Raw genomic sequence first — 22,936 nt, forward strand, 5'->3', positions numbered from 1 at the left:
AGCATGGACGAAGCGCGCCTCGGCGCCGATTGAGGCCGGGTTCCCGCATGGGAGCGGCGTGCCCCTATTCGGCTCAGCTACCATCCCGGGTGCGGGCTTCCCCGGGGAGCATTGCTACGGCCTCCGGCAGGCGAGCCGAGGGCTCTGAAAGGCTCGCACACAGCGCCAATGCCGCCTGGAACAGGGTTTCCTCCGCTATCGTGTGGCAGAACTCCGGCATCGCACTCTTGGCCCGGTAGGCGTCGATGACTGCGTCGGTGAGCGGGGCATGGATGAGGCCATAGTGCTCGACCATGAGATCGGCCGCGCTGTGGCAGAGATGGTAGAGGATGTCGTTGCAGAGATAGCGACCCGCGTCGCGCGAGAATTCGAAATCGATCCCCGCGGCGCGCAACGCGGCCGTCATGCGCGTCAGCGGCAGCTTTGCCTCCAGCGTTTCCGGCCCTTCGGCGACCGACGGCCCGGAGGGGAAACCGCCGACGGCATCGACCCGTCCGAGTTCGCGGCCATTGTGCCCGGTCAGTTCGAACCGCAGGCGCCCCGCGCCGGAATGCAACCCGAAGACGAGAACACCATGCGGTCGGTGCGCGCCGATGGCCTCCCGCAATGTCGGCCATGCCCGCTCCCAGTCGACGGGAATGAGGCAGGGCACGATTTGCTCGCCAGCCGCGGTCATACATCCCTCGAGAGCCCGCACAAGGCCTTCCGTGGGATTGATCGGGGCATGGGGAAAGGCGGCAAAGCCGGCGACCAGAACTGTCATGGGGTATCCGATCATCCTCGTCGCGAGGGCATGCGGTAGACGCAGCAAGGCTCCGCTGGCGTCTTACGTAACGAAATGTGAAGCCTTCCGCAAAACTTTCACTTGCAATTCTAAGCAGCCGATAGCATGGAAAAATTGTAGGGGCAATTTCGTAGACATAGTGTGACTGGACGGATGGCGGATCGGGGACGCGCACTCCCGAGCGGCTTTGACGAGATCAGACCCGCGATATTTCCATTCCTTGCAGTTCATTCCTTGCAGTTCGAGACTTGCCTGTCACAGACTACCCGGCGCATCGAACCGCCAAGGAACAGGGAACCGCAATGGCACAGACTGGCACCGTCAAGTTCTTCAACACCGAAAAAGGTTTTGGCTTCATCAAGCCCGACAACGGGGGCGCCGACATCTTCGTTCATATCTCGGCAGTCCAGGCTTCCGGGCTGAACGGGCTGGTGGAGAACCAGAAGGTCTCCTACGAAACCGAGCCGGACAAGCGCGGCAAGGGCCCGAAGGCGGTCAATCTCGAAGCCGCGGACTGAGACGCCGGACCGTTCCCGCCGACCAGATCGAGGACAGGCGCCAAGTCGGCGCGCCAGGTCCCGTATGGGCGAGCCTTCCATCTACGAGGCTCCCTTTTGCGAGGCTGGGCTCATCCAAGGCCGGGGCTCATGCGAGGCCGGGCTCCTGCGAGGCCGGGCTCGTGCAAGGCTGGGCTCGACTGCCACGAATGCGGCACGGCGCGCGCGAAGGCGCGTCAAACCTGTGCGCCCTCGGGCTCTTTACCACTTCTTAAGAGACAACTTGGAATCGATGCTGCAACGGTGTTTGTTCGGACTTCGCCAGCGACACCGGAGACAAAAGATGCGACAGCGCAATTTCAGATGCATCGCCATCCTTCTGGCCGCAAGCCTCTTCGGTCTCATCGGCGGCTATGTCAACGAAGCCTTCGCCCGCGATTCCGGGATGCGCAGTGGAGACCGTGGCCGCGGTCAAGCCGTCGAGATCGTCAGAAAGCGGCACTCCTCGTTTTCCCATGATCGGGGCCCGTCATTCCGTCGGGATCACCACGGGCGCGGCTTCGACCGCGACAGGCACTACGGGCGAAACCGCGACAGACCCAGCAGCGGTTCGTACCGAAGTGACGAGCGCGACTACGGCCGATATGGGTCTGCCGACCGGAACAGAGGCTGGCGCGAACGCCAGAGGCGGTTCGACGATCACGACCGGCGTCGCAGCCATTTCGACCGCGAGCACCGCCACGACCGCAAACGCGACTGGGGTGGCCACCGGGATGAACCCCGCGCCCGGCGTCCCCTGCCCCGCTACAATCACCAGTATGGCACCGAGATCGCTCCCGCCGACCGGTCCTGGATATCCCGGGACGATGATGATCGCGTCGTCTATTACGGCGGCGCCGCCCCCTACGGACTGCCTCCCGGGTCGGCGGCCGGCATCTATCCGTCCGGTGCCCGATGGATCGATGTCGGAGCCGAGCGTCTCGACCGCCGGCCCGTCGGCACCAAGGGGATCGATGTCGCCTATGCCGGCGGCGGCAAGATCATCCGGCTGGGTCGTGGCTTTTCGGCCCGCGGCAATCGCAGCCAACGCGAGGATCTGCAGCCCTGGTCGAGCGGATGGCTGCGCCACTGCACCGCCACCTACCGCAGCTTCGATCCGTCACTCGGCACCTATGTCGGCACGGACGGCCGCGCACGTTTCTGCGCGGCGCGTTAGAACCGGCGGTTAAGGGCCTCGCCCCGGCGCCTGTCGGGTCAAAGCGCCCGACAGCACGACTCCCTTCGACGGAACAGCGGAGGGATTGTCGAAAGGCTCCCTAACGCAGATAGGGATTGTGGAGCCGTTCCTCGCCGAGCGTGCTGCCCGGACCATGGCCGCAGATGAAGGTCACGTCGTCGCCGAGCGGCAGGAGCTTGTCCTTGATCGAGGCGATCAGCGCGGCATGGTCGCCGCCCGGAAGATCCGTGCGGCCGATCGACCCCTGGAAGAGAACGTCCCCGGCATGCAGGAACCGCGTCGCGCGGTTGAAGAACACGACATGGCCGGGTGCGTGCCCGGGACAATGCAGGACCTCGAAGCGATGCGAGCCGAAGGACAGCGTGTCGCCATCGCCGAGCCAGGTATCGGGATAGGCGTTCCGAAAACCGCCCCCGACGCCGTACATCGCCGCCTGCCGCTCGATGTTCTCGAGCAGCGCCCGGTCGGCGATATGCGGCCCGGAGATCGCGACCCCCAGCCTCTCCTTCAACGCCATGGCGCCGCCGGCGTGGTCGAGATGGCCATGCGTCAGCCAGATCGCCTCGACGGTGATCCCCGTCAGCGTGATGGCTTCGAGGATACGATCGACATCGCCGCCGGGGTCGACCACGACCCCGGTGAGGCTGTCTTCGTCAAACAGGAGGCAGCAGTTCTGCTGGAACGGGGTCACGGTGACGATCTGGATCGCCAGCGCGCTTTCGCCTCCCGCGCCTCCCTTGCCCGGCTGTGCGGACGGATCGGCCGGCCCGCTCACTCGGCGGCCGCCCGCTTCGGCTGCACCTCTGCCGCATAGTCGGCAATCAGCTGCCGGCTGATCTCGCCGGGCACGAAGGTGTGAGGGCCGATCTCGGCGACGGGCGTCACTTCCGCCGCCGTGCCGCACAGGAAGCACTCGGTCAGGTCGTCCAGTTCTTCCGGAAGGATCGTCCGCTCGCGCACCTCGAGGCCGCGCCGCTTGGCCAGCTCGATGACGGTGCGCCGGGTGATGCCGTCGAGAAAACAGTCCGCCGTCGGCGTATGGATGACGCCGTCCTTCACGAAGAAGACGTTGGCGCCGGTCGCCTCGGCGACATGGCCGCGCCAGTCGAGCATGAGCGCATCGGCATAGCCCTTCGCCTCGGCCGCGTGCTTTGAAATGGTACAGATCATGTAGAGGCCGCTCGCCTTGGCTTTCGACGGCGCGGTGCGCGGGTCGGGGCGACGATATTCGGCCAGGTCGAGGCGAATGCCCTTCATCCGCTGTTCCGGATTGAAGTAGCTCGGCCACTGCCAGATCGCGATCGCGACATTGATGCGGTTGTTCTGCGCCGAGACGCCCATCATCTCGCTGCCACGCCACGCGATCGGGCGGACATAGGCGTCGGCAAAGCCCTGGCGCCGCAGGAGCTCGATGCATGCCGCGTCGATCTCCTCGGCGCTGTACGGCACCTTGAAGCCGAGCAGACGGCCAGACTCGATCAATCGGTCCGTGTGGGCGCGAAGCTTGAAGATCTCGCCCCCATAGGCGCGCTCGCCCTCGAAGACGGCGCTGGCATAGTGAAGGCCATGGGTCAGGACGTGAACCTTGGCGTCGCGCCAGGGCACGAACTCGCCGTTGAACCAGATCTGGCCGTCCATTTGATCGAAGGGAACTGTGCTCATTTTCTCTCGGCGCCGTCGGCGCCCCTCCTCTAAAGTCAAACCTGCCAGCTGCGCCGACGCCCTGCACTTCGCGATGACCGAACCCGCGAGCCGATCGTTTCCCATGTCGGCGATCCAGATGGCCGTCTTCAGCATCCCGAAGACATCAAGGACAGTCTTCGGCTGGATGGCAACTGCAGACATGCCTTGGATCATGGACGCGGGAGGAACGACCCGTCCCGATCGCCCTGTTCCCTCGACGCAAGAGAGGTGTAACAATAGAGCGAAATTACGTCAACGGTGCTGACCTATTTTCGCAGGATATGCCATTGTGATGGATCTGACCGTGCTTGATCGCCACGCTTTGCCAGCCCTTTCCGATGCGCCCGCGGCAGAAGGGCTCGTGACGCAGGCTCTCGAGACGAATGGCGAGCTTGATTTTCGCATCATCGAACTCTTCTTCTTCGCCTATCGCGAATTCACGGCCGATGCCGATCTGGTGCTGGAGCGATACGGCTTTGGCCGGGCGCATCACCGGGTCCTGCATTTCGTCAACCGGGCGCCGGGAATGACCATTGCCGATCTGCTCGATCTCCTGCAGATCACCAAGCAATCGCTGTCGCGGGTCCTGCGGCAACTGGTCGACGGTGGCTTCATCCAGCAGATCCCAGGCGAGGAAGACCGTCGCCAGCGCCGGCTCTATCCCACGCCGTCCGGCCGCCACCTGACGCTGGAGCTGTCGCGCGCGCAGGCCGCCCGGATCGAGGCGGCCCTGGCCACGGCCGGCAGCACAGATCCACGACCTGTCATCGCCTTCCTGCGCGAGATGGCCGGCGATCGCGGTACCACCACGGCCTGGTTCCGCAAGCAGGGCATCGTCGAGGAGACCAGGGATGATTGAGGGCCAGACGACGACGAAAGCGCCTTTCCTCGACGATGACGCGCCGCATCTTCTGATCGTCGACGATGACCGCCGCATCCGCAGCCTGTTGTCGCGCTTCCTGTCCGAGCGGGGTTTTCGCGTCTCCATGGCCGCCGATGCCGCCGAAGCGCGCAAGATTCTGCACGGGCTCGATTTCGATCTTCTGGTGGTCGACGTGATGATGCCCGGCGAAAGCGGCCTCGATCTCGTGCGCGCCATCTCCCGGATCCGCGACACGCCGGTGCTGATGCTGACGGCCCGGTCGGAGACCGAGCAGCGTATCGAGGGACTGGAAGCGGGCGCCGACGACTATCTGACCAAGCCCTTCGATCCGCGGGAACTCCTCCTGCGGATCAACAATATCCTGAAGCGCGGCACGCCGTCGCCGATCCTGAAAGTCGAGAACGTCCGCTTCGGGCCCTTCAGCTTCTCCCTGGCGCGCAAGGAACTGAAGCGCGGCGCCGACATGATCCGGCTGACCGAGCGCGAACAGGAGATTATGGCGCAGTTCGCGCTGAAGGCTGGCGAGACGATCCAGCGGCAGGAACTGCTCGGCGACGAGGCCGATGTCGGCGAACGGACGGTCGACGTGCAGATCAACCGGCTGCGCCGCAAGATCGAAAGCGATCCCGCCAATCCGCTCTGGCTGCAGACAGTCCGCGGCGTCGGCTACCGCCTGAACGTCGATTGAGCGCCGCGGCGCCATGACCCTGTTCGAGCGCATTCGTCCAGGAGCCGGGACCCGAAAGGCGCTGGCGCGTCTCGCCCCGCCGCCGCTTCCAGGCTGGGCGCGGCGGTTGCACCCCGCGACCCTGCCAAAGCTCGACATCTGGCGTGGTCCGCTGCGGCATGTGCCGCGCTGGGTTTCCCGGCACATGCCGAAGGGGCTCTACCCCCGCTCGCTGATCATCATCATCGCCCCGATGGTGCTCCTGCAGTCGGTCGTCGCCTTCGTCTTCATGGAGCGTCACTGGCAGACGGTGACGCAGCGGCTGTCGACCGCCGTCGTGCGGGACATCGCCGGCATCATCGACGTCATCGAGAGCTATCCGCAGGACCCGGACTTTGCCACCGTGACCCGGATGGCGCGCGAAAAACTCGACCTCAACATCGCCGTCCTGCCACCCGAGCCGCTGCCTGCTCCCGCACCGAAGCCCTTCTTCAACATCCTCGACGGGATCCTCAGCGACGAGATCACCGAGCAGATCAACCGCCCGTTCTGGATCGACACGGTCGGCAATTCGCGGCTCGTCGAAATCCGCATCCAGCTCGATCAGCATCTGTTGCGCGTCTTCGCCCGGCGGAGTTCGGCCTATGCCTCCAACACCCACATCTTCCTCCTGTGGATGGTGGGCACGTCGCTGGTGCTGCTGCTCATCGCCATCCTCTTCCTGCGCAACCAGATCCGCCCGATCCAGGCGCTGGCGGAGGCGGCCGACGGCTTTGGCCGGGGCCAGCCGATGCCGCAGGATTTTCGCCCGCGCGGCGCCTCCGAAGTGCGCCGCGCCTCGCTCGCCTTCGTCCAGATGCGCGACCGCATCGAAAGGCAGATCGAGCAGCGCACGCAGATGCTGAACGGCGTCAGCCACGACCTCCGGACCATCCTCACGCGCTTCCGGCTGCAACTCGCCCTCCTCGGCGAGGGCGAGGATCAGGACGAGCTGAACTCGGACGTCGACGAGATGCAGCGCATGCTGGAGGGCTATCTCGCCTTCGCCAAGGGCGAACAGGGCGAGGATGTCGCCGAACTCGATCTCGAACCCGTCTTCGCCAAATTCGCTAACGAGGCCCGGCTGAAGGGCAAGAAGATCGAGGCCGAGGTGATCGGCGATCCGCGCATCCTGGTGCGACCGGATTCCTTCACGAGACTGATCACCAATCTCGTTTCAAACGCACTGCGCCATGCCAGCCGCGTGCGCATCGTCGGCCGGCACGAGGGGCGCTGGCTGACGGTGACGGTGGAGGACGACGGGCCGGGCATCCCCGCCGACCAACGCGAAGAGGTGTTCAAGCCCTTCGTGCGCCTCGACACCGCCCGCAACATCGACGCCGGCGGCACCGGCCTCGGCCTCGCCATCGCCCGCGACATCGCCCGCAGCCACGGCGGCGACATTCTGCTCACCGACAGCAAGCTTGGCGGCCTGAGGGCGATGATCCGGATCCCGGCGTAGACCTCAGGGACAACAATTATTCAGTTTTTGTCGGGTCAACGACGAGCACTGGAACACATTTATTGCCAGACGCAAGATCATTTATATAGTCCAAAACACCATTTTGCATATTCTCCTTGTACTCCCATCCTACCGGGGCGTATCCGCCACGAAATATCTCCAAGGCGGGAATATTGAAATTCAACTTGATAGAGATTTGAAATAGTAAATCTGCCAAGAGCCTTTCTTTGGTGTCAACCCATGACAATCCATCGTCCGAGGAGGTATTTAAATGTTTTTTGTAAGCTCGCCATGCCTCCTCGACGGACTTCATTCCAAAAAAATCCACCTCAACAAGATTTAACGCCCTAACATGCTCAGGCGATATTCCGGTACGCCGTGTGGACATGAGTGTTCGAAAGACGTCAAGGCGACGTGCGTACTTTTCCCTTCGCTCCTCCCGCCAGACTGTGATTGCAACAGCGGCGATGGGTCCGAGCGCAGTCGCTAATACAACTGCCCAAGTGTCAATATTCATGCATCCACGCCCCAGAGATTTAGTCTCTATATGATGTCATGCTATCGGACATCCGTATAGTTGCCCCCGGACAAACCGATTGATTCCAGATGCTAAACGGCGACATCTGGCCTGGATTGATGATAGATCTTCGTAAACACCGCACAACAATTACAGAATCAAATTCTGACAGTACCGATCAGAACAGCCGCCCGCCGTTCGGTACGCTCCGGCTCGGCGCCAGCAGCACCACTTCGCCCACCTCGTCCGGCACGCCCAGCGTCAGGACTTCCGACCGCATCGGGCCGATCTGGCGCGGCGGGAAGTTGACGACGGCGACGACCTGCCGGCCGACCAGCGTCTCCGGCGTGTAGTGCACGGTGATCTGCGCCGAGGATTTTTTCACCCCGATCTCCGGCCCGAAATCGATCTTCAGGCGGAAGGCGGGCTTGCGCGCCTCGGGAAAGGGCTCGGCCTCGATGATCGTGCCGACACGGATATCGACCTTCAGGAAATCGCCGAAGGCGATCTCAGCGCTGGGCGCAGCGTCGGCCATCGCTCAGTCCTTCGAGAGGGCGCGCGCACGATCGCGCGCCGCGGTGACGGCGCGCAGCATCAGCGCCCCGAGCCCATCGTCCCCGGCCATCAGGACGTCGAGGGCCGCCTGGGTGGTGCCGTTCGGCGAGGTGACGTTGCGGCGCAGCTGCGCTGGAGCGTCGTCGGACTGGATCATCAGTTCACCCGCGCCGGCCACGGTGTGGCGCGCGAGTTTCATCGCCAGATCCGGCGCCAGCCCGAGCGCCTCCCCGGCCGCGGCCAGCGCTTCGGTGAGATGGAAGACATAGGCCGGACCGCTGCCGGAGACCGCCGTCACCGCATCGATGTCGTCCTCGGCGTCGACCCAGACGACCGGCCCGCTCGCCGACAGAAGCGCATCCGCCTTTTCGCGCAGCTCGGACGTCACGAGCGTATTGGCAAAGCAGCCGGTGATGCCGCGACCGATGAGAGCGGGCGTGTTGGGCATGGCCCGCACGATCGGCCGCTCGCCGAGCGCCGCAGCGATGAAGGCGACCGTCTTGCCGGCGGCGACCGAGATCACCAGCGTCTTCGGCGAAAGCGCCGGCGCCAGTGTCGGCAGCACGACCCCCATCACCTGCGGCTTGACCGCGAGCACGACGACGTCGAAGGGCGATGTCGGCACATCGGACGAATGACGCAGCCGCCCGTCCGCGACGAGGGCGCGCAGCGCCTCGCCTGGCTGCGGATCGACGACATGGAGATCGTCGGCGGGCAGGCCGAAATCCACCCAGCCGCGCAGCATCGCGCCGCCCATGTTGCCGCCACCGACCAGCAACAGCCGGCCCGGGCCCGCGTCGAGGGCGCTCACGCGCTGCCTGCCGTCTCGAACAGGCTGCAGGCGAGCGCGTCGTCGGCGTCCTTTGAGGCCCAGACGACGAACTGGAAGGCCTGATAGAAACGCTCGCAGTTCTCCAGCGCGCAGGTCAGCAACCGCTCGGCCTGCTGGCTCGTCGGATCGGCACCGCCCGACAGGAGCAGCGCGTGCCGGAACATCACCGCGCCCTCTGCCGACCAGAGATCGAAATGACCGACGAGAAGCTGCGGGTTGATCTTGGCCAGAAGCCTCAGCACCTCGACCTCGCGATGTGCGGGAACCTTCATGTCGAAGGCGCATCCCAGATGCAGCGCCTCGTTGTCCGGCATCCAGGAGAAGGAAACGGCGTACTCGGTCCAGACGCCCGCGACCGACATGGCGATTTCGTCTTCGCAGGGACGCTCGAACGACCAGTCGCGGCTCGCCGCGACCAGCTCGATCACGTCGACCGGATTGAACTGGCGCTCCAGTTCCACTTCGCCGAAAGTCATTTCCACCCCAAATCCCTCGCAACCTGCCATCAGGCGCCGTCCGGCCGCATCCGGTGCGCCGCAAAGGCCCCCGAGGGCCTCTGCCAGGTGCTGTTTTCGCAACGAATCACCCTTATGAATCAGTGTATAGAGCGCGATTCACGGGCTTAAGGGGGTAGAGGAAATATTAACCAATTTGAGCGAGGCGGCGCCCATAGAAGAGCTGCCCGCCAGACTTAAGCGACTCTCGCAAATGAGCTTTCGAGTCCGGATCAAATAGGGGAAAAGCTGTTGACGAGCTGTGGATAAACCCTCAGCGATCGCCAGCGACGGGTGCGATGGGCATTCTCGCTTCGAGATCGGCGATGCGTTTCTTCAACGCCTCGTTCTCGAGCCGCGCCTTGGCGGCCATGTCGCGCACCGCTTCGAACTCTTCGCGCTGAACGAGGTCCATGCCGTTGATCAGGCGCTCGCCCTGTGTCCGGAACGCGGTCTCCACTTCCCGGCGAACGCCCTGCGCCGCGCCGGCAGCGTCCGTCATCATCCGGGCGAATTCGTCCAGCATGCGGTTGGGGGCACGATTGGTCATGGAAGCATCTCCAGCAGGTGATATGTCACTCCGGAACTAGGGAGCCGGACCCGGCTTGGCAATCCCGGCCCGCACCGCACCGCTCGGACAGGCCGATCGCCGGCTTGACCCATTCCACCGCCGCGACCAAGGTCGCCCGGCACAAAGCCCGACGCAACGGAGCCGTTCCCTTCCGATGATGACCCTGTCCACGCTCGGCGTGCTGACCTTTCCCAATATCGATCCCGTGTTCTTCGAGGTCGGGCCGGTTGCGCTGCGCTGGTACGGTCTCGCCTATGTCGCCGGCATATTGTGTGGCTGGCTCTACGGCCGCGCGCTCGTCTCCAACGCCAAGCTATGGCCGAACGGCGTCTCGCCGATCACGGTCCTGCAGATCGACGACTTCATCCTGTGGATCACCGCGGGCATCATCCTCGGCGGCCGGATCGGCTCCATCCTGTTCTACGATTTTCACCGCTACAGCGTGGATCCCTTCGCGATGCTGCGGATCTGGGAAGGCGGCATGTCCTTCCATGGCGGCCTCATCGGCGTCGTGATCGCGACAGCGATCTTCACCCGGCGCCAGAAGATCCCGCTGTGGAGCCTGATCGACGTCGTCGCCGCGTCGGTTCCCTTCGGCCTCCTGTTCGGCCGGATCGCCAACTTCATCAATTCCGAGCTCTGGGGGGCGCCGACGACCGTCCCCTGGGCCTTCGTCTTTCCCAATGGCGGGCCTGAGCCGCGCCATCCGAGCCAGCTCTACGAGGGCCTGCTCGAAGGCGTCGTCCTCTGGTGCGTCCTGCGCCTCCTGACGCACCACTTCAAGATGTTCAAGCGCCCGCGCTTCGTCGGCGGCGTCTTCATCGGCGGCTATGGCCTCGCCCGCATCTTTGTCGAGTTCTTTCGCGTCCCCGACGTCCAGATCGGCTATCTCTACGGCGGCTGGCTGACGATGGGCATGGTGCTCTCGCTCCCGATGCTGCTCGTCTCGCTCTGGGCGATGCTGTCGGCAAAGCCGACCGTCTATGCCCCGCGCATCGAGCCCGAAGCCGCAGCATCCGGCAGCATCGCCAAGCGGTGACCAAGACAGCCCTTCCCGTCGCCGGCAATCCGCTGCACCGACTGATCGCCGAGGTGATCGACCGCGACGGTCCGATCAGCATCGAGCGTTACTGGGACCTCGCGCTGTTTCATCCCGATCACGGCTATTACACCAGCCGCGATCCCTTCGGCGCACGCGGTGACTTCATCACGGCACCCGAGATCAGCCAGATGTTCGGCGAACTCGTCGCCGCCTGGCTGGTCGCCGCCTGGCGCGCGCAGGGCGCCCCCGCGCCGTTCGTGCTGGCGGAGATCGGCCCGGGCCGTGGCACGCTCATGGCCGACATCATCAGGACGGCGAAGCGCCTCGACCGCTCCTTCCTTGCCGCGGCACGGGTGACGCTGGTCGAGACCAGCGAACGACTCGCCCGGATCCAGGCCGAACGGCTGGCGCCCTTCGACCTGCCGATCCGCCACCGCAGGCGCCTCGCCGACATCGAGCCCGGCCCGCTCTTTCTCGTCGCCAACGAACTCTTCGACGCCCTTGCCATCCGCCAGTACGTCTTCGCCCCGGACGGTTGGCGAGAAAAGCGGGTGGGCAAGACGCCGGACGGCCGGCTTGCTTTCGGAACCATGCCCGTGCCGCAGGGCGCCCTCGGGATGACCGACGGACTGCCACCGCCGCAATCGGGCGACATCATCGAACTCTCCCCGCAGCGCACCGCCCTCGCCGCCGCCCTCGGCCAGCGTCTTGCCGCCTCCGGCGGCCTGGCACTTCTCTTCGACTACGGTCATGCCCGCAGCGCTTACGGCGACACGCTGCAGGCGCTGCGGGCGCATGGCTTCGTCGATCCGCTGGCCGATCCCGGCACTGCGGACATCACCAGCCATGTCGATTTTGCTGCTCTCGGCCGCGAATTCGGACGCTCCGGGCTCGCCGTGTCACCGCTCATGGACCAGGGAGAATTCCTGCTGCGCCTCGGCCTTGCCGAGCGCGCCGGGATGCTCGGCCGAGCCGGGAACGACGAGGGAAAAGCGGCGATTGCTGCGGCAGCGCATCGGCTCGCGGGCACTGGACAGGCCGGAATGGGTCGTCTTTTCAAGGTGTTGGCAGCATCTTCCACGCCGCTGCGGCTGCCGCCTTTTGACACCGAGATCGCCGATTGACTTCGCCTTGCGGGTCCACCAACATCCCGCGCAATGTCAAATCACCAGCCTGACCCCGCCTCGCCGCTACCGGCTTCAGGCGTCCTGAGAGCCCCGAGCCTTGGCGACGCTCCCGGCGTCCGCCATGCTTTCTTCACGCGCTGGGGCGGAGTGTCGACCGGCCTCTATGCCGGCCTGAACATGGGCATCGGCTCAAGCGACGATCCCTCAGCCGTCCGCGAAAACCGGCGAAAGGCGGCCGACTTCCTCGGACTGCCGGACGCAGACATCACGACGCCCTGGCAGATCCACTCGGCCGAGGCGGTGATCGTCACGGAGCCGATCACAGCCGACCGTCCCCGGGCCGACGGCGTCGTGACGAAGACGCCGGGCCTTGCCATCGGCGTCGTCACCGCCGACTGCGGGCCGATCCTCTTTGCCGACAGCAAGGCCGGCGTGGTCGGCGCCGCTCATGCGGGCTGGCGGGGAGCGGCTGGCGGCGTCATCGAGGCGACGATCGCCCGGATGGAGGAATGCGGCGCGCGGCGCGAGAACATCGTCGCGGTTCTCGGCCCGACGATCACGCAGGCGAATTACGAGGTCGGGACCGGGATGCGCGCCGAGGTGCTCGACGGAACGCCCGATGCCGCGCGATTCTTCGTGCCGGGCATCGCCGACGACAAGGCGCAGTTCGACCTGCCGGGCTTCATTCTCGCCCGCCTCGCCAGGGCCGGCGTTGCCGGCAGCTTCATCGGCCGCTGCACCTATGCAGAGGAAGACCTCTTCTTTTCCTTCCGACGGGCGACACATCGTGGCGAAGCCGACTACGGCCGGCAGCTCGCGGCGATCGCCATCGACCGATAGGATCTTCCATGTTGCATTTCTCAAGCGACGAGTTCTCCACCCGCCGCGATCGGCTTCTGGCGGAGATGGCCGAACGCAAGCTCGACGCCGTCCTGCTGTTTGCGCAGGACTCGATGTACTGGCTGACCGGATACGACACGTTCGGCTTCTGCTTCTTCCAGTGCCTTGCCGTCAAAGCCGACGGCGAAATGCGCCTCCTGACGCGCTCGGCCGACCTTCGGCAGGCGCGCCAGACCTCGATCCTCGAGTCGATCACCGTCTGGCGCGATCGCGGCGCCGCCGACCCGACCATCGACCTGCGCGACATGCTGGACAACATGGGGCTTCTCGGATCCAAGCTCGGTGTCGAATGGGCGACGCACGGCCTGACGGCCGCCAATGGCCGCCTTGTCGAAGGCAAGCTCGGCTCCTTCGCCGCGCTGAAGGACGTGTCCGACCTCGTTCCGGCACTGCGCCTGGTCAAGAGCCCGGCCGAGATCGCCTATGTCCGCGAAGCCGCCCGCCTTGCCGACAAGGCCTATGAGGACATGCTGCCGCTGGTTGCGCCGGGTGCCAGCGAAGCGGACCTCCTCCACGCGCTGCAGGGTTCGGTGCTGAAGGCCGGCGGCGACTATCCCGCCAATCCCTTCATCATCGGCTCGGGCGCCGACGCCCTGCTCTGCCGCTACAAGTCGGGTCGCCGCACGCTTGACGCCGACGACCAGCTGACGCTGGAATGGGCCGGCGTGTCGGCGCAGTACCACGCAGCGCTGATGCGCACCGTCATCATCGGCACGCCGACGCAGCGGCACCGCGAACTTTTCGAGGCCGCTCGCGAGGCCCTTGCCGCGGTCGAACTGGCGATGCGCCCGGGCAAGACCTTCGGCGACGTCTTCGACGCGCATGCCGGGGTGATGGAAACGCATGAGCTCGTTCGCCACCGTCTCAGCGCCTGCGGCTATTCGCTCGGTGCGCGCTATGCCCCTTCGTGGATGGAGCCGCAGATGTTCGTCTCCGGCAATGCCGAGCCCATTCTTCCCGGCATGACGCTGTTCGCCCACATGATCATCATGGATTCCGACAGCGGCACGGCGATGACCCTTGGCCGTACCTATCTCACGACGGAGGATGCGCCGGAATCGCTGTCGCGCCTGCCGCTCGACCTCACGGTGGTGGGCTGATGTCCGCGCGCTCGCTCCGGAAGCCTCGCCGGATAACCGGCGCCGTCTTCGGATCCCTTCTGCTGGCGGGCTGCAGCGCCTCGGGCAATCCCGATTTCGGCTTGACGCCGCCCGGCTCGATCGGGGGTGCCCCTGGACAGAGCACGTTGCAGCCGGCACCGCCCATTTCGCAATCGGCACCGCCGGAAGAGAGCGCTGCGACGACCACGATGGGCGCGGTGCAGTTCCTGCCGCTTGTCGGCGCGCCGCCCGAGACGGTGGCAGCCCTGTCGCAGGCGCTGGCCGAGAGCGCGGCGCGCAGCGGCGTTACCATCCTGCCCTCCAGCGACGCGGCCCCGCCATTGCGTCTGAAAGGCTATCTCTCGGCGATGTCGGAAGGGTCCGGGACCGTCGTCATCTATGTCTGGGACATCGTCGATCCCGCCGGCATGCGGGTCAGCCGCATCCAGGGACAGGAACGCATTGACGCCGCGGGCGGCGATCCCTGGTCTGTCGTCGGCAAGGAAGCCCTTGCCCGGATCGCCGAAACGACCTTCCGTGAACTGCGCCAGCAGGGCGCCGCCCGTGGCTGAGGGATGCGACCCGTTTACCGCAATGCACACTAATCGGCAGTTTCGCTGCCTTGCTGGCCAAGTCCGGTTTGACTCCTGACCCTATGTTGCTAATCACCGCCTGCAGGAACGCATCGATTTTGGCGCCATGACGCTTGGGTCCGGTGACTATCGCCGGGGCCAGGCATCGGAATTGTGACAGGCAAGCAACGATGAAACTCTTTGTCGGCAATTCCAATCGTCAACTTGCGGAAGCCATTGGAAAATATCTTGAACTCCCGCTTGGACTAGCCTCGGTCAGGCGCTTCGCCGACCAGGAGGTCTTTGTCGAGATCCAGGAAAACGTGCGCGGCGAGGACTGCTTCGTCATCCAGTCGACCTCCTACCCCGCCAACGATCACCTGATGGAACTCCTCATCATGATCGACGCGTTGCGGAGGGCCTCGGCCAAGCGCATCACCGCCGTGCTCCCCTATTTCGGCTATGCCAGACAGGATCGGAAGGCCGGTGGCCGTACGCCGATTTCGGCCAAGCTCGTCGCCAACCTGATCACGGAAGCGGGCGCCGACAGGGTCATGACCCTCGACCTGCATGCCGGCCAGATCCAGGGCTTCTTCGACATCCCGACCGACAACCTCTTCGCCATCCCGCTGATGTCGCGCGACATCAAGGAACATCAAGACCTGTCCAACACCGTCGTCGTCTCGCCCGACGTCGGCGGCGTCGTCCGCGCCCGCTCGCTGGCCAAGCGCATCGATGCGCAACTCGCCATCGTCGACAAGCGGCGCGAGCGGCCGGGCGAATCGGAGGTGATGAACGTCATCGGCGATGTCGCCGGCCGTGACTGCATCCTCATCGACGACATCATCGACTCCGGTGGCACGCTCTGCAACGCGGCCGAGGCGTTGCTCAGGATCGGCGCCAAGAGCGTGAAGGCCTACATCACGCACGGCGTCCTCTCCGGCGGCGCGGTTGCCCGCATTGGCGCCTCGATGCTGGAAGAGCTCGTCATCACCGATTCGATCCAGCCGACGGCCGCCATCCGCAACGCGCCGAATATCCGCGTGGTCACGACGGCCAATCTTCTTGGCGAGGCGATCGCCCGCACCACCACCGAGCAATCGGTCTCCAGCCTGTTCGACTGAGCCGCAACAAGCACGCGGCCGAGACCGCAGCGCGCTTGACGCCGGGCGCCGCGGTCGGCTTGCATTGCGCATTCGGGCTGTGCCCGTGATCGCGGAGCCCCGATGACCGTCGTTGCAGCCTATGTCTATTCCGAGGGAAGACGCACGCGGCCGGTGTCGCTGGACGATGCCGGCGATCTCGCCCTGGCCCCCGGTGAATTCGTCTGGATCGGCATCGTCGACCCTGACGACGCGGAACTGGAAAAGCTCCAGCGCCACTTCAATCTCCACCCGATCGCGGTGCGCAATGCGCACAAGCCTTATGTGCTGCCGAAGATCGAAATCTACGACGAGGAGATCTTCGTCGTCGCCCGCACCGCGCAGCTGGTCGGCGAGGAAATCGCCTACGGCAAGACAGCGATTCTCGTCGGCAACAACCACATCATCACCATGCGCACGGGCTCGCAGCGCCAGCACACCGACCTGCGTGCCCAGCTCGAGGCGTCGCCGCATCTTCTCAAGCACGGGGTCGACTATGTCCTGCATGGCGTGCTCGACTTCATCGTCGACGGCTACGGGCCGATCGTCGAGGCGATCGAGGACCGCATCGCGGACATGGAGCGGCGCGCGCTCGACACCTTTCTCAGCCGCGCCGAGATCAGCCGCATCTTCGGCATGCGCCGCGAATTGATCCGCTTCCGTCGCATCATGGGGCCGACCGAGGAGGTCCTGAGCCGCCTCAGCCACCTCGAGGTCGACTGCATCGACGCTCAGATCCAGCCCTATTTCCGCGACGTCACGAACCGTGTTCGCCGCATCGCCAGCATGATCGAAGGCCTGCGCGAAATCCTGTCCTCGGTGCTCGAGGCCTCGAGCCTCCTCGAACAGCAGCGCCAGGGCACGATCACCCGCCAGCTCGCCGCCTGGGCCGCGATCCTCGCCGTCCCCACCGCCATTGCCGGCATCTACGGCATGAACTTCCAGTACATGCCCGAGCTCGGCTGGAAATATGGCTACCACCTCACCGTCGCCGTCATCCTCTCGGCCGCCGGCTTCCTCTACTGGCGTTTCAGGCGCTCGGGCTGGCTGTAGGCCGCCGCCGTGCCGGTTCGGCCTCGTCTTGCGAATTCGACCCCCTCACGCTATAGAGCCCTCGTCCGCGCGGACACCCTTGGAGGCAGCGCGGAGTTGAGCGGCCGCATGGCCGCTTTTCGTCGTTTCGGTCCGGTTGCCGGATACCGTTGCGATAACCTCTGAACGAACAAAGGAAATAGCCATGAGCGAGACCTTCACGGTCAAGGCCGAGGCGCGCGAGCAGGTCGGCAAGGGGGCCGCCAGACATCTTCGCCGCAACAAGATGGTACCGGCCGTCATCTACGGCGACAAGCAGCCTCCGCTGTCGATCGCCATCCCCTACAAGGAAACCTTCCTGAAGCTCCACGCCGGTGGCTTCAAGACGACGATCATGACGATCGACGTCGGTGGCAAGCAGATCCGCGTCCTCCCCAAGGACTACCAGCTCGACCCGGTCAAGGACTTCCTGATCCATGTCGACTTCCTGCGGGTCTCCAGCCGCACCGTCGTCGCGGTCGAGATTCCCGTGCATTTCGAGAACGAGGAAGCGGCCCCCGGCATCAAGGTGCAGGGCGGCATGCTAAACATCGCGCATCACAGCGTCGCAGTGCATTGCCCGGCCGAGAGCATTCCGGAAGCCTTCACGGTCGACCTGACCGGCATGGAGATCGGCGCGGCGATCCACGCTTCCGACCTGAAGCTGCCGAAGGGCGTGACCCTCGACGACGAGCACGACTTCGTCGTGGCGACCATCGTCCCGCCGATGGCTGAAGAGCTCGACGAGATCGAGGAAGCGCCGGAGACGGAAGTCACCGCTCAGGGCGACGAGACCGCAGAGTCCGACGAGAAGTAATTCTCGAAAACTCGCGACAGGACAAAGGAGGCCGGGCGCATGCTGCTCATCGCAGGATTGGGCAATCCCGGCCCCCAATATGCTGGCAACAGGCACAATATCGGCTTCATGGCCGTCGACGCGATCCACCGAGATCCGTCCTTTCGCCCCTGGACGAAGAAGTTCAAGGGCGAGATTTCGGAAGGCCAGATCGGGACCGAGAAGGTCCTCCTCCTGAAGCCTCTCACCTTCATGAACGATTCCGGCGCCTCGGTCGCCGATGCGGCCCGCTTCTACAAGCTGGAGCCCGGCCAGGTCGTCGTCCTCCACGACGAACTCGACCTCGCGCCCGGCAAGATCCGGGTGAAGACCGGGGGCGGCAATGGCGGCCACAACGGCCTGCGCTCGATCGACGCCCATCTCGGCAAGGACTATCGCCGCGTGCGCCTCGGCATCGGCCATCCCGGCTCGAAGGAGCGTGTGCACGGGCATGTCCTCTCCGATTTCCACAAGGTCGACCGCGAATGGCTGGAGCCATTGCTCGAGGCGATCGCGGGCAACATCGGCATGCTGGTCGACGGCGACGACGCGCGCTTCATGAACCGCCTTGCCATGGCGCTCTCCTCCGACGAGCCGCCTTCCGCCAAGGGCTCGTCCGGCGGCGCGGCGATGCGCGAGGGCAACAAGGGTGAGACCCCGAAGGGCGTGAGCCATGTCCGGCAGGCGCGGCCGGAACCGGCGAAGGCCGAGCCGGCCGGCGTGATGGCGGACATGCTGAAGCGGCTGTTCGGAAAGGGCTGAGAGGCAGCGCAACCGTCACAGGCGCGGTTCTGCCACCCCCGCCTGTCGGTGTGCCATCAGCGGGCGTTCACGACCCATCGTTTCTCCTCGGTCGGGCAGCACCGGGGATCGTTCGGACCCTGGACGCTGGTGGTCACCTCGATGCGGCCCCGCGAGAACCGGGCGTCGCGCGGCGTGACGCCGAAGATTTCGACCGTGCCGTCCGACTCGAACTGACGCCGCGCGGTCTGGCGAAGTTTATGGACCTCGAGGAAGACCCCGTTGCCTCCGGGAGGGCTGAAATAGAGGAAAGCGAGGCCGTCATTTCTCCCGTCGCCGGAATAGTCGCCGTAGAGGATGCAGGCACCCTCGTTGTTTCCGTCGATCTTGGCATAAAGCCTGGAGATCGCCTTGGCGGCATTGCCCGTCGGCGTTTCGCATTCGTCCGCAAGGGCAGAAACGGGGCTGAGCAAGAACAGAAATATCCCCGCTCCAAGGAAGGGCATTCGCATGGCAGCACCTCTCTTCCTGCCAGGATTGTCGTTCCATTCAACCACAGCTCGAAGGCGAGGGCGAGATCGCCATTGACCCTCCGGGCCCGAAGCTCCAAACAGCGACGAACATAGTTTTGCGGCGCCCAGGCGCCGTCTCACGGACCTAAAGGAAGCGAGACCCATGGGTTTCAGATGCGGTATCGTCGGCCTGCCGAATGTCGGCAAGTCGACCCTCTTCAACGCGCTCACCAAGACGGCGGCGGCACAGGCGGCCAATTATCCGTTCTGCACCATCGAGCCGAACACCGGCGATGTCGGCGTGCCCGATCCGCGCATGGCCGTGATCGCCAAGATCGGCAAGTCGGCGCAGATCGTGCCGACGCGCATCACCTTCGTCGACATCGCCGGCCTGGTGCGCGGCGCCTCGAAGGGTGAAGGTCTCGGCAACCAGTTCCTCGCCAACATCCGCGAAGTCGACGCGATCGTCCACGTCCTGCGCTGCTTCGTCGACGACGACATCACGCATGTCGAGGGCAAGATCGACCCGGTGGCGGACGCCGACACGGTCGAGACCGAGCTGATGCTCTCCGACCTCGAAAGCCTCGAGCGCCGCATCGTCGGCATCCGCAAGCGCGCCTCGACGAAGGACAAGGAGTCGCTGGCCATGTTGCCGGTGATGGAAGCGGCGCTGGCAAAGCTCACCGCCGGCGAGCCCGTGCGCGTACTGCTGAAGGGCATGGCGCCGGACGAACTGGCGATCCTGCAGGGCCTCAACCTCCTGACGTCGAAGCCCGTGCTCTATGTCTGCAACGTCGCCGAAAGCGACGCCTCGACGGGCAACGCCTACTCCGAGGCCGTGGCCGAGATGGCCAAGCGCCAAGGCGCCGGCTCGGTGATCATCTCGGCCGCCATCGAAGCGGAGATCGCCCAGCTGCCGGAAGCCGACGTGCCGGAATATATGGAGGCCGTCGGCCTCACCGAACCCGGCCTCGACCGCCTGATCCGTGCCGGCTACGATCTCCTCGACCTCATCACCTACTTCACCGTCGGTCCGAAGGAGACGCGGGCCTGGACGATCGACAAGGGCACCAAGGCACCTCAGGCTGCCGGCGTCATCCATACCGACTTCGAGAAGGGCTTCATCCGCGCCCAGACCATCGCCTACAACGACTTTGTCTCCCTCGGCGGCGAAGTCGCGGCGAAGGAAGCCGGCAAGGCACGCGACGAAGGCAAGGAATACGTCGTCCAGGACGGCGACATCCTGATGTTCAAGTTCAACAACTGAGTCCCGCACGGCGCTGACGGGCATTCTTCTCCCCGCCGGGGAGAAGTGGCCGGCAGGCCGAAGAGGGGAAAGCCGGTGGGAGATTGATCGCCGGCGGCAGGACTGACAGCGTGCCCCCGCTGCCGCGACCTTCTCCCCGGCGGGGAGAAGAAGCAGCTCGACCGTCGTGTTCTCTTCAGTGCGCAGACGATCGCACCGGGTGCCGCGAGCGGTCCTGCCCCTGGTGTCAGGCCTCTGGCCATCAGGCCCTTGGCCGTCACGCCTCGACCACGACCTCGGCAGAGTGCCCGACCTCAAAATTCACCGAGTTAGCGATGAAGCAAAGGGAATGCGCCTCCCCGTGCAACGCCAATGCTTGGTCGGCATCCGCTCCTGCGGCGAGCGTCACCCGCGGCCGCAACGTGACACCGACGAAGCGACCACCGCCATCGCTGCCCTCCACCTTTCGCCCTCAGCCTTGTCCTCATACGCCGTGACAACGATCCCGTCGCGGGCGCACAGATGCAGATACCAGAGCTGATGACAGGCGGAGAGCGAGGCGAGCAGCAGCTCTTCCGGGTTCCAGCGGTCGGGGTCGCCGCGGAAGGCCGGATCGGAAGAGCCTGGAATGACCGGTTTGCCTGCCGCCGCGATCTCATGCGCGCGGCCATAGGCGGTATAGCTGCTGGTGCCGGAACCGCGATTGCCGGTCCAGCGAACATGCGAGGCATAGCGGTGGATCTTGTAACTCATGGCATCCTCCTTCGACTCGGCGCAATGCCGGCCCCACCAACCCTCTAACGGCGATATATAAAGGGACAAGAACCGTTGGAGGATGGCATGCAGAGCTTCGAGGATTTTCCGGTCGGCGCGACCCGCGCGCTCGGCCCCTACCCGGTCGACCATCACGCGGTGATCGCCTTTGCCCGGGAGTTCGACCCGCAGCCGATGCATCTCGACGCCGCGGCGGGCGAGGCGGGCATGCTGGGCGGTCTGTCGGCCTCGGGCTGGCACACCTGCGCGATGATGATGCGGATGATGGCGGACGCCTTCCTGCTCGACTCGACCTCACAGGGCTCGCCCGGTGTCGACTACGTCAAGTGGAAGCGACCGGTACGGCCGGGCGATGTGCTGTCGGGGACGATGACCGTGCGCACGGCCCGCCTGTCCGCCAGCCGGCCGACCCTCGGCATCGCGCAGCTTCACAACGACATCGTCAACCAGCACGGCGAGAGCGTGCTGGAGACCGAGTACACGCTGCTTCTCCTCACCCGCGAAGGAGCTTCCGCATGACTCTCTGGGACGCCATCGAGATCGGCGAGGTCGCAGACCTCGGCGAGCATCACTTCACCGAAGAGGAGATCGTGCGCTTCGCCGAGAAGTTCGACCCGCAGCCGTTCCACCTCAATGCGGAAAAGGCCAAGGCGAGTGTCCTTGGCGGGCTCTGCGCCTCGGGGTGGCACACCGCCGCTGTCTGCATGCGGCTGAACGTCGACCACCAGACCAGCCGGATCGCCGCCTGGATGACGGCTGGCAACCCCGCCCCGCGGATCGGCCCCTCCCCCGGCGTGACCAATCTCAGATGGCCAAGGCCGGTCTTTGCCGGCGACAGCGTCAGCTTCCGCCAGACGGTGACGGGCAAACGCCTGTCGGCCAGCCGCCCCGGCTGGGGCGTGGTCGAATTTTCGACGCTCGGGCTGAACCGGGCGGACACGCCGGTCTTCTCCTTCGCCGCCGCAGCTTTCATCGGGACCGACTGACGCGTCCGATGCCTCTTCCCCAGGGGCTGCCTTCTCCGGTCGATCGCGGCGCATGGTCTTGCGGCCGACAGAGAGGGACCGCGGGACCCAGCGTTGATGCCCGTCGCCTGCGTCAATGGCCGGAAAAGCTGACCAGCGTGCGCACTTCGACGCCCAGCGCCTCGAGCCGCTTGCGGCCGCCGAGATCGGGCAGGTCGATGACGAAGCATGCGGCAACGATCTCGGCGCCGAGCTGGCGCAACAGCGTCACCGCCGCTTCCGCGGTTCCACCGGTGGCGATGAGGTCGTCCGTGAGAAGCACCCGCTCGCCCGGCTCGACCGAATCGCGGTGCATCTCCATCTCGTCGAGACCGTACTCCAGCGAATAGGCGACGCGGACGGTCGCATGCGGCAGCTTGCCGGCCTTGCGGACCGGCACGAAGCCCGCGCCGAGCTGATGTGCCATGGCGCCGCCGAGGATGAAGCCACGCGCCTCGATGCCGGCGACCTTGGCGATGCCCGCGCCCGCCAGCGGCGCGACCAAGCGATCGACGCAGTCCCGGAAGGCTCCGGGATCGGCAAGCAGCGTGGTGATGTCGCGGAACTGGATACCGGGCTTGGGATAATCCGCGATGGTGCGGATGTGCGCGGCAAGAGCGAAGGGGTCGGACATGGCGAGTTTTCCTGG

Annotated in this window: 27 protein-coding genes and 1 pseudogene; 17 read left to right on the forward strand and 11 right to left on the reverse strand. The window is 65.3% G+C overall.

What is annotated here, in order from left to right; translation table 11 throughout:
* Positions 1–73: 73 nt before the first annotated feature.
* The gene (locus Sa4125_RS16665; protein ID WP_223999658.1) at positions 74–763 is read right to left on the reverse strand and encodes a hypothetical protein; all 690 of its coding nucleotides are present in this window, start codon (positions 761–763) and stop codon (positions 74–76) included.
* A 323-nt stretch (positions 764–1,086) separates the two neighbouring features.
* Here Sa4125_RS16665 and Sa4125_RS16670 point away from each other — a divergent pair, with 323 nt between their 5' ends.
* Together Sa4125_RS16670 and Sa4125_RS16675 are read left to right on the forward strand one after the other, a co-directional pair.
* Positions 1,087–1,302 (forward strand): cold-shock protein, encoded by a 216-nt coding sequence (locus tag Sa4125_RS16670; protein WP_188853002.1) that lies wholly within the window; start codon positions 1,087–1,089, stop codon positions 1,300–1,302.
* A 322-nt stretch (positions 1,303–1,624) separates the two neighbouring features.
* Complete coding sequence (locus tag Sa4125_RS16675; RefSeq protein ID WP_223999660.1) at positions 1,625–2,497, forward strand: BA14K family protein; 873 nt, start codon at positions 1,625–1,627, stop codon at positions 2,495–2,497.
* Positions 2,498–2,597: 100 nt separating this feature from the next.
* On the opposite strand, the gene Sa4125_RS16680 is transcribed toward Sa4125_RS16675, so the two are convergent.
* Together Sa4125_RS16680 and Sa4125_RS16685 are read right to left on the reverse strand one after the other, a co-directional pair.
* Complete coding sequence (locus tag Sa4125_RS16680) at positions 2,598–3,230, reverse strand: MBL fold metallo-hydrolase (protein WP_224007874.1); 633 nt, start codon at positions 3,228–3,230, stop codon at positions 2,598–2,600.
* A 59-nt stretch (positions 3,231–3,289) separates the two neighbouring features.
* Entirely contained in the window at positions 3,290–4,180 is an 891-nt protein-coding gene (locus Sa4125_RS16685; RefSeq protein WP_223999662.1) for a branched-chain amino acid aminotransferase, read from the reverse strand.
* Between the two features lie 313 nt (positions 4,181–4,493).
* On the opposite strand from Sa4125_RS16685, the gene Sa4125_RS16690 reads away from it, so the two are divergent.
* The 3 genes from Sa4125_RS16690 to Sa4125_RS16700 all read left to right on the forward strand — a co-directional run bounded on the left by Sa4125_RS16690 (position 4,494) and on the right by Sa4125_RS16700 (position 7,252).
* Complete coding sequence (locus Sa4125_RS16690; protein WP_223999664.1) at positions 4,494–5,060, forward strand: MarR family transcriptional regulator; 567 nt, start codon at positions 4,494–4,496, stop codon at positions 5,058–5,060.
* Positions 5,053–5,772 carry a response regulator transcription factor gene (locus tag Sa4125_RS16695; protein ID WP_223999666.1) on the forward strand — a complete coding sequence of 240 codons (720 nt, stop codon included), beginning with the start codon at positions 5,053–5,055 and terminating at the stop codon, positions 5,770–5,772. The genes Sa4125_RS16690 and Sa4125_RS16695 overlap by 8 nt, the downstream gene beginning before the upstream one ends.
* Before the next feature lie 184 nt (positions 5,773–5,956).
* Positions 5,957–7,252: an ATP-binding protein gene (locus tag Sa4125_RS16700; protein WP_224007877.1), complete on the forward strand. Its 1,296-nt coding sequence runs from the start codon at positions 5,957–5,959 to the stop codon at positions 7,250–7,252.
* Positions 7,253–7,268: 16 nt separating this feature from the next.
* Here the strand turns inward: Sa4125_RS16700 and Sa4125_RS16705 are convergent, their stop codons facing one another.
* The 5 genes from Sa4125_RS16705 to Sa4125_RS16725 form a co-directional block, all read right to left on the reverse strand.
* Positions 7,269–7,769 (reverse strand): DUF6680 family protein, encoded by a 501-nt coding sequence (locus Sa4125_RS16705; protein ID WP_223999668.1) that lies wholly within the window; start codon positions 7,767–7,769, stop codon positions 7,269–7,271.
* A 178-nt stretch (positions 7,770–7,947) separates the two neighbouring features.
* Complete coding sequence (locus Sa4125_RS16710; RefSeq protein WP_223999670.1) at positions 7,948–8,304, reverse strand: tRNA-binding protein; 357 nt, start codon at positions 8,302–8,304, stop codon at positions 7,948–7,950.
* 3 nt (positions 8,305–8,307) lie between these two features.
* On the reverse strand, positions 8,308–9,135 hold the full coding sequence (gene proC / locus Sa4125_RS16715; RefSeq protein ID WP_223999672.1) for a pyrroline-5-carboxylate reductase: 828 nt from the start codon (positions 9,133–9,135) through the stop codon (positions 8,308–8,310).
* A complete protein-coding gene (locus Sa4125_RS16720) occupies positions 9,132–9,632 on the reverse strand; it encodes a YbjN domain-containing protein (RefSeq protein WP_224007880.1) in 501 nt (166 codons plus the stop codon). The genes proC and Sa4125_RS16720 overlap by 4 nt, the downstream gene beginning before the upstream one ends.
* Positions 9,633–9,924: 292 nt before the next feature.
* On the reverse strand, positions 9,925–10,200 hold the full coding sequence (locus Sa4125_RS16725; RefSeq protein WP_223999674.1) for an accessory factor UbiK family protein: 276 nt from the start codon (positions 10,198–10,200) through the stop codon (positions 9,925–9,927).
* A gap of 175 nt (positions 10,201–10,375) precedes the next feature.
* Between Sa4125_RS16725 and lgt the strand changes: the two genes are divergently transcribed.
* The 9 genes from lgt (at position 10,376) to pth (ending at position 18,772) form a co-directional block, all read left to right on the forward strand.
* Positions 10,376–11,260, forward strand: coding sequence for a prolipoprotein diacylglyceryl transferase (gene lgt, locus Sa4125_RS16730; protein WP_223999675.1), 885 nt, complete (start codon positions 10,376–10,378; stop codon positions 11,258–11,260).
* Entirely contained in the window at positions 11,257–12,387 is a 1,131-nt protein-coding gene (locus Sa4125_RS16735) for an SAM-dependent methyltransferase (RefSeq protein ID WP_223999676.1), read from the forward strand. The genes lgt and Sa4125_RS16735 overlap by 4 nt, the downstream gene beginning before the upstream one ends.
* Positions 12,388–12,420: 33 nt before the next feature.
* A complete protein-coding gene (pgeF, locus tag Sa4125_RS16740) occupies positions 12,421–13,230 on the forward strand; it encodes a peptidoglycan editing factor PgeF (protein ID WP_223999677.1) in 810 nt (269 codons plus the stop codon).
* Positions 13,231–13,238: 8 nt separating this feature from the next.
* Positions 13,239–14,390: a Xaa-Pro peptidase family protein gene (locus tag Sa4125_RS16745; protein WP_223999679.1), complete on the forward strand. Its 1,152-nt coding sequence runs from the start codon at positions 13,239–13,241 to the stop codon at positions 14,388–14,390.
* Positions 14,390–14,962 (forward strand): hypothetical protein, encoded by a 573-nt coding sequence (locus tag Sa4125_RS16750; RefSeq protein WP_223999681.1) that lies wholly within the window; start codon positions 14,390–14,392, stop codon positions 14,960–14,962. The genes Sa4125_RS16745 and Sa4125_RS16750 overlap by 1 nt, the downstream gene beginning before the upstream one ends.
* A gap of 191 nt (positions 14,963–15,153) precedes the next feature.
* The gene (locus Sa4125_RS16755) at positions 15,154–16,086 is read left to right on the forward strand and encodes a ribose-phosphate pyrophosphokinase (RefSeq protein ID WP_223999683.1); all 933 of its coding nucleotides are present in this window, start codon (positions 15,154–15,156) and stop codon (positions 16,084–16,086) included.
* A gap of 102 nt (positions 16,087–16,188) precedes the next feature.
* Positions 16,189–17,157, forward strand: coding sequence for a magnesium and cobalt transport protein CorA (locus Sa4125_RS16760; RefSeq protein WP_223999685.1), 969 nt, complete (start codon positions 16,189–16,191; stop codon positions 17,155–17,157).
* A gap of 184 nt (positions 17,158–17,341) precedes the next feature.
* Positions 17,342–17,992, forward strand: a complete 651-nt coding sequence (locus tag Sa4125_RS16765) for a 50S ribosomal protein L25/general stress protein Ctc (RefSeq protein ID WP_223999687.1) — start codon at positions 17,342–17,344, stop codon at positions 17,990–17,992.
* Positions 17,993–18,031: 39 nt separating this feature from the next.
* Positions 18,032–18,772 (forward strand): aminoacyl-tRNA hydrolase, encoded by a 741-nt coding sequence (pth, locus tag Sa4125_RS16770; RefSeq protein WP_223999689.1) that lies wholly within the window; start codon positions 18,032–18,034, stop codon positions 18,770–18,772.
* Between the two features lie 56 nt (positions 18,773–18,828).
* Here the strand turns inward: pth and Sa4125_RS16775 are convergent, their stop codons facing one another.
* Positions 18,829–19,224 carry a hypothetical protein gene (locus Sa4125_RS16775; protein ID WP_223999691.1) on the reverse strand — a complete coding sequence of 132 codons (396 nt, stop codon included), beginning with the start codon at positions 19,222–19,224 and terminating at the stop codon, positions 18,829–18,831.
* Positions 19,225–19,426: 202 nt separating this feature from the next.
* On the opposite strand from Sa4125_RS16775, the gene ychF reads away from it, so the two are divergent.
* Positions 19,427–20,530, forward strand: coding sequence for a redox-regulated ATPase YchF (gene ychF, locus Sa4125_RS16780; protein WP_223999695.1), 1,104 nt, complete (start codon positions 19,427–19,429; stop codon positions 20,528–20,530).
* Between the two features lie 256 nt (positions 20,531–20,786).
* On the opposite strand, the pseudogene Sa4125_RS16785 reads toward ychF, so the two are convergent.
* Positions 20,787–21,262, reverse strand: a pseudogene (locus Sa4125_RS16785) (OsmC family protein).
* 87 nt (positions 21,263–21,349) lie between these two features.
* Here Sa4125_RS16785 and Sa4125_RS16790 point away from each other — a divergent pair.
* Together Sa4125_RS16790 and Sa4125_RS16795 are read left to right on the forward strand one after the other, a co-directional pair.
* Positions 21,350–21,802 carry a MaoC family dehydratase gene (locus Sa4125_RS16790; RefSeq protein WP_223999697.1) on the forward strand — a complete coding sequence of 151 codons (453 nt, stop codon included), beginning with the start codon at positions 21,350–21,352 and terminating at the stop codon, positions 21,800–21,802.
* The gene (locus tag Sa4125_RS16795; RefSeq protein WP_223999699.1) at positions 21,799–22,269 is read left to right on the forward strand and encodes a MaoC family dehydratase; all 471 of its coding nucleotides are present in this window, start codon (positions 21,799–21,801) and stop codon (positions 22,267–22,269) included. The genes Sa4125_RS16790 and Sa4125_RS16795 overlap by 4 nt, the downstream gene beginning before the upstream one ends.
* Before the next feature lie 112 nt (positions 22,270–22,381).
* Here the strand turns inward: Sa4125_RS16795 and Sa4125_RS16800 are convergent, their stop codons facing one another.
* Positions 22,382–22,921: an adenine phosphoribosyltransferase gene (locus tag Sa4125_RS16800; protein WP_223999701.1), complete on the reverse strand. Its 540-nt coding sequence runs from the start codon at positions 22,919–22,921 to the stop codon at positions 22,382–22,384.
* Between the last annotated feature and the right edge of the window lie 15 nt (positions 22,922–22,936).

The organism is Aureimonas sp. SA4125 (assembly GCF_019973775.1).
Taxonomy (GTDB): Bacteria; Pseudomonadota; Alphaproteobacteria; order Rhizobiales; family Rhizobiaceae; genus Plantimonas.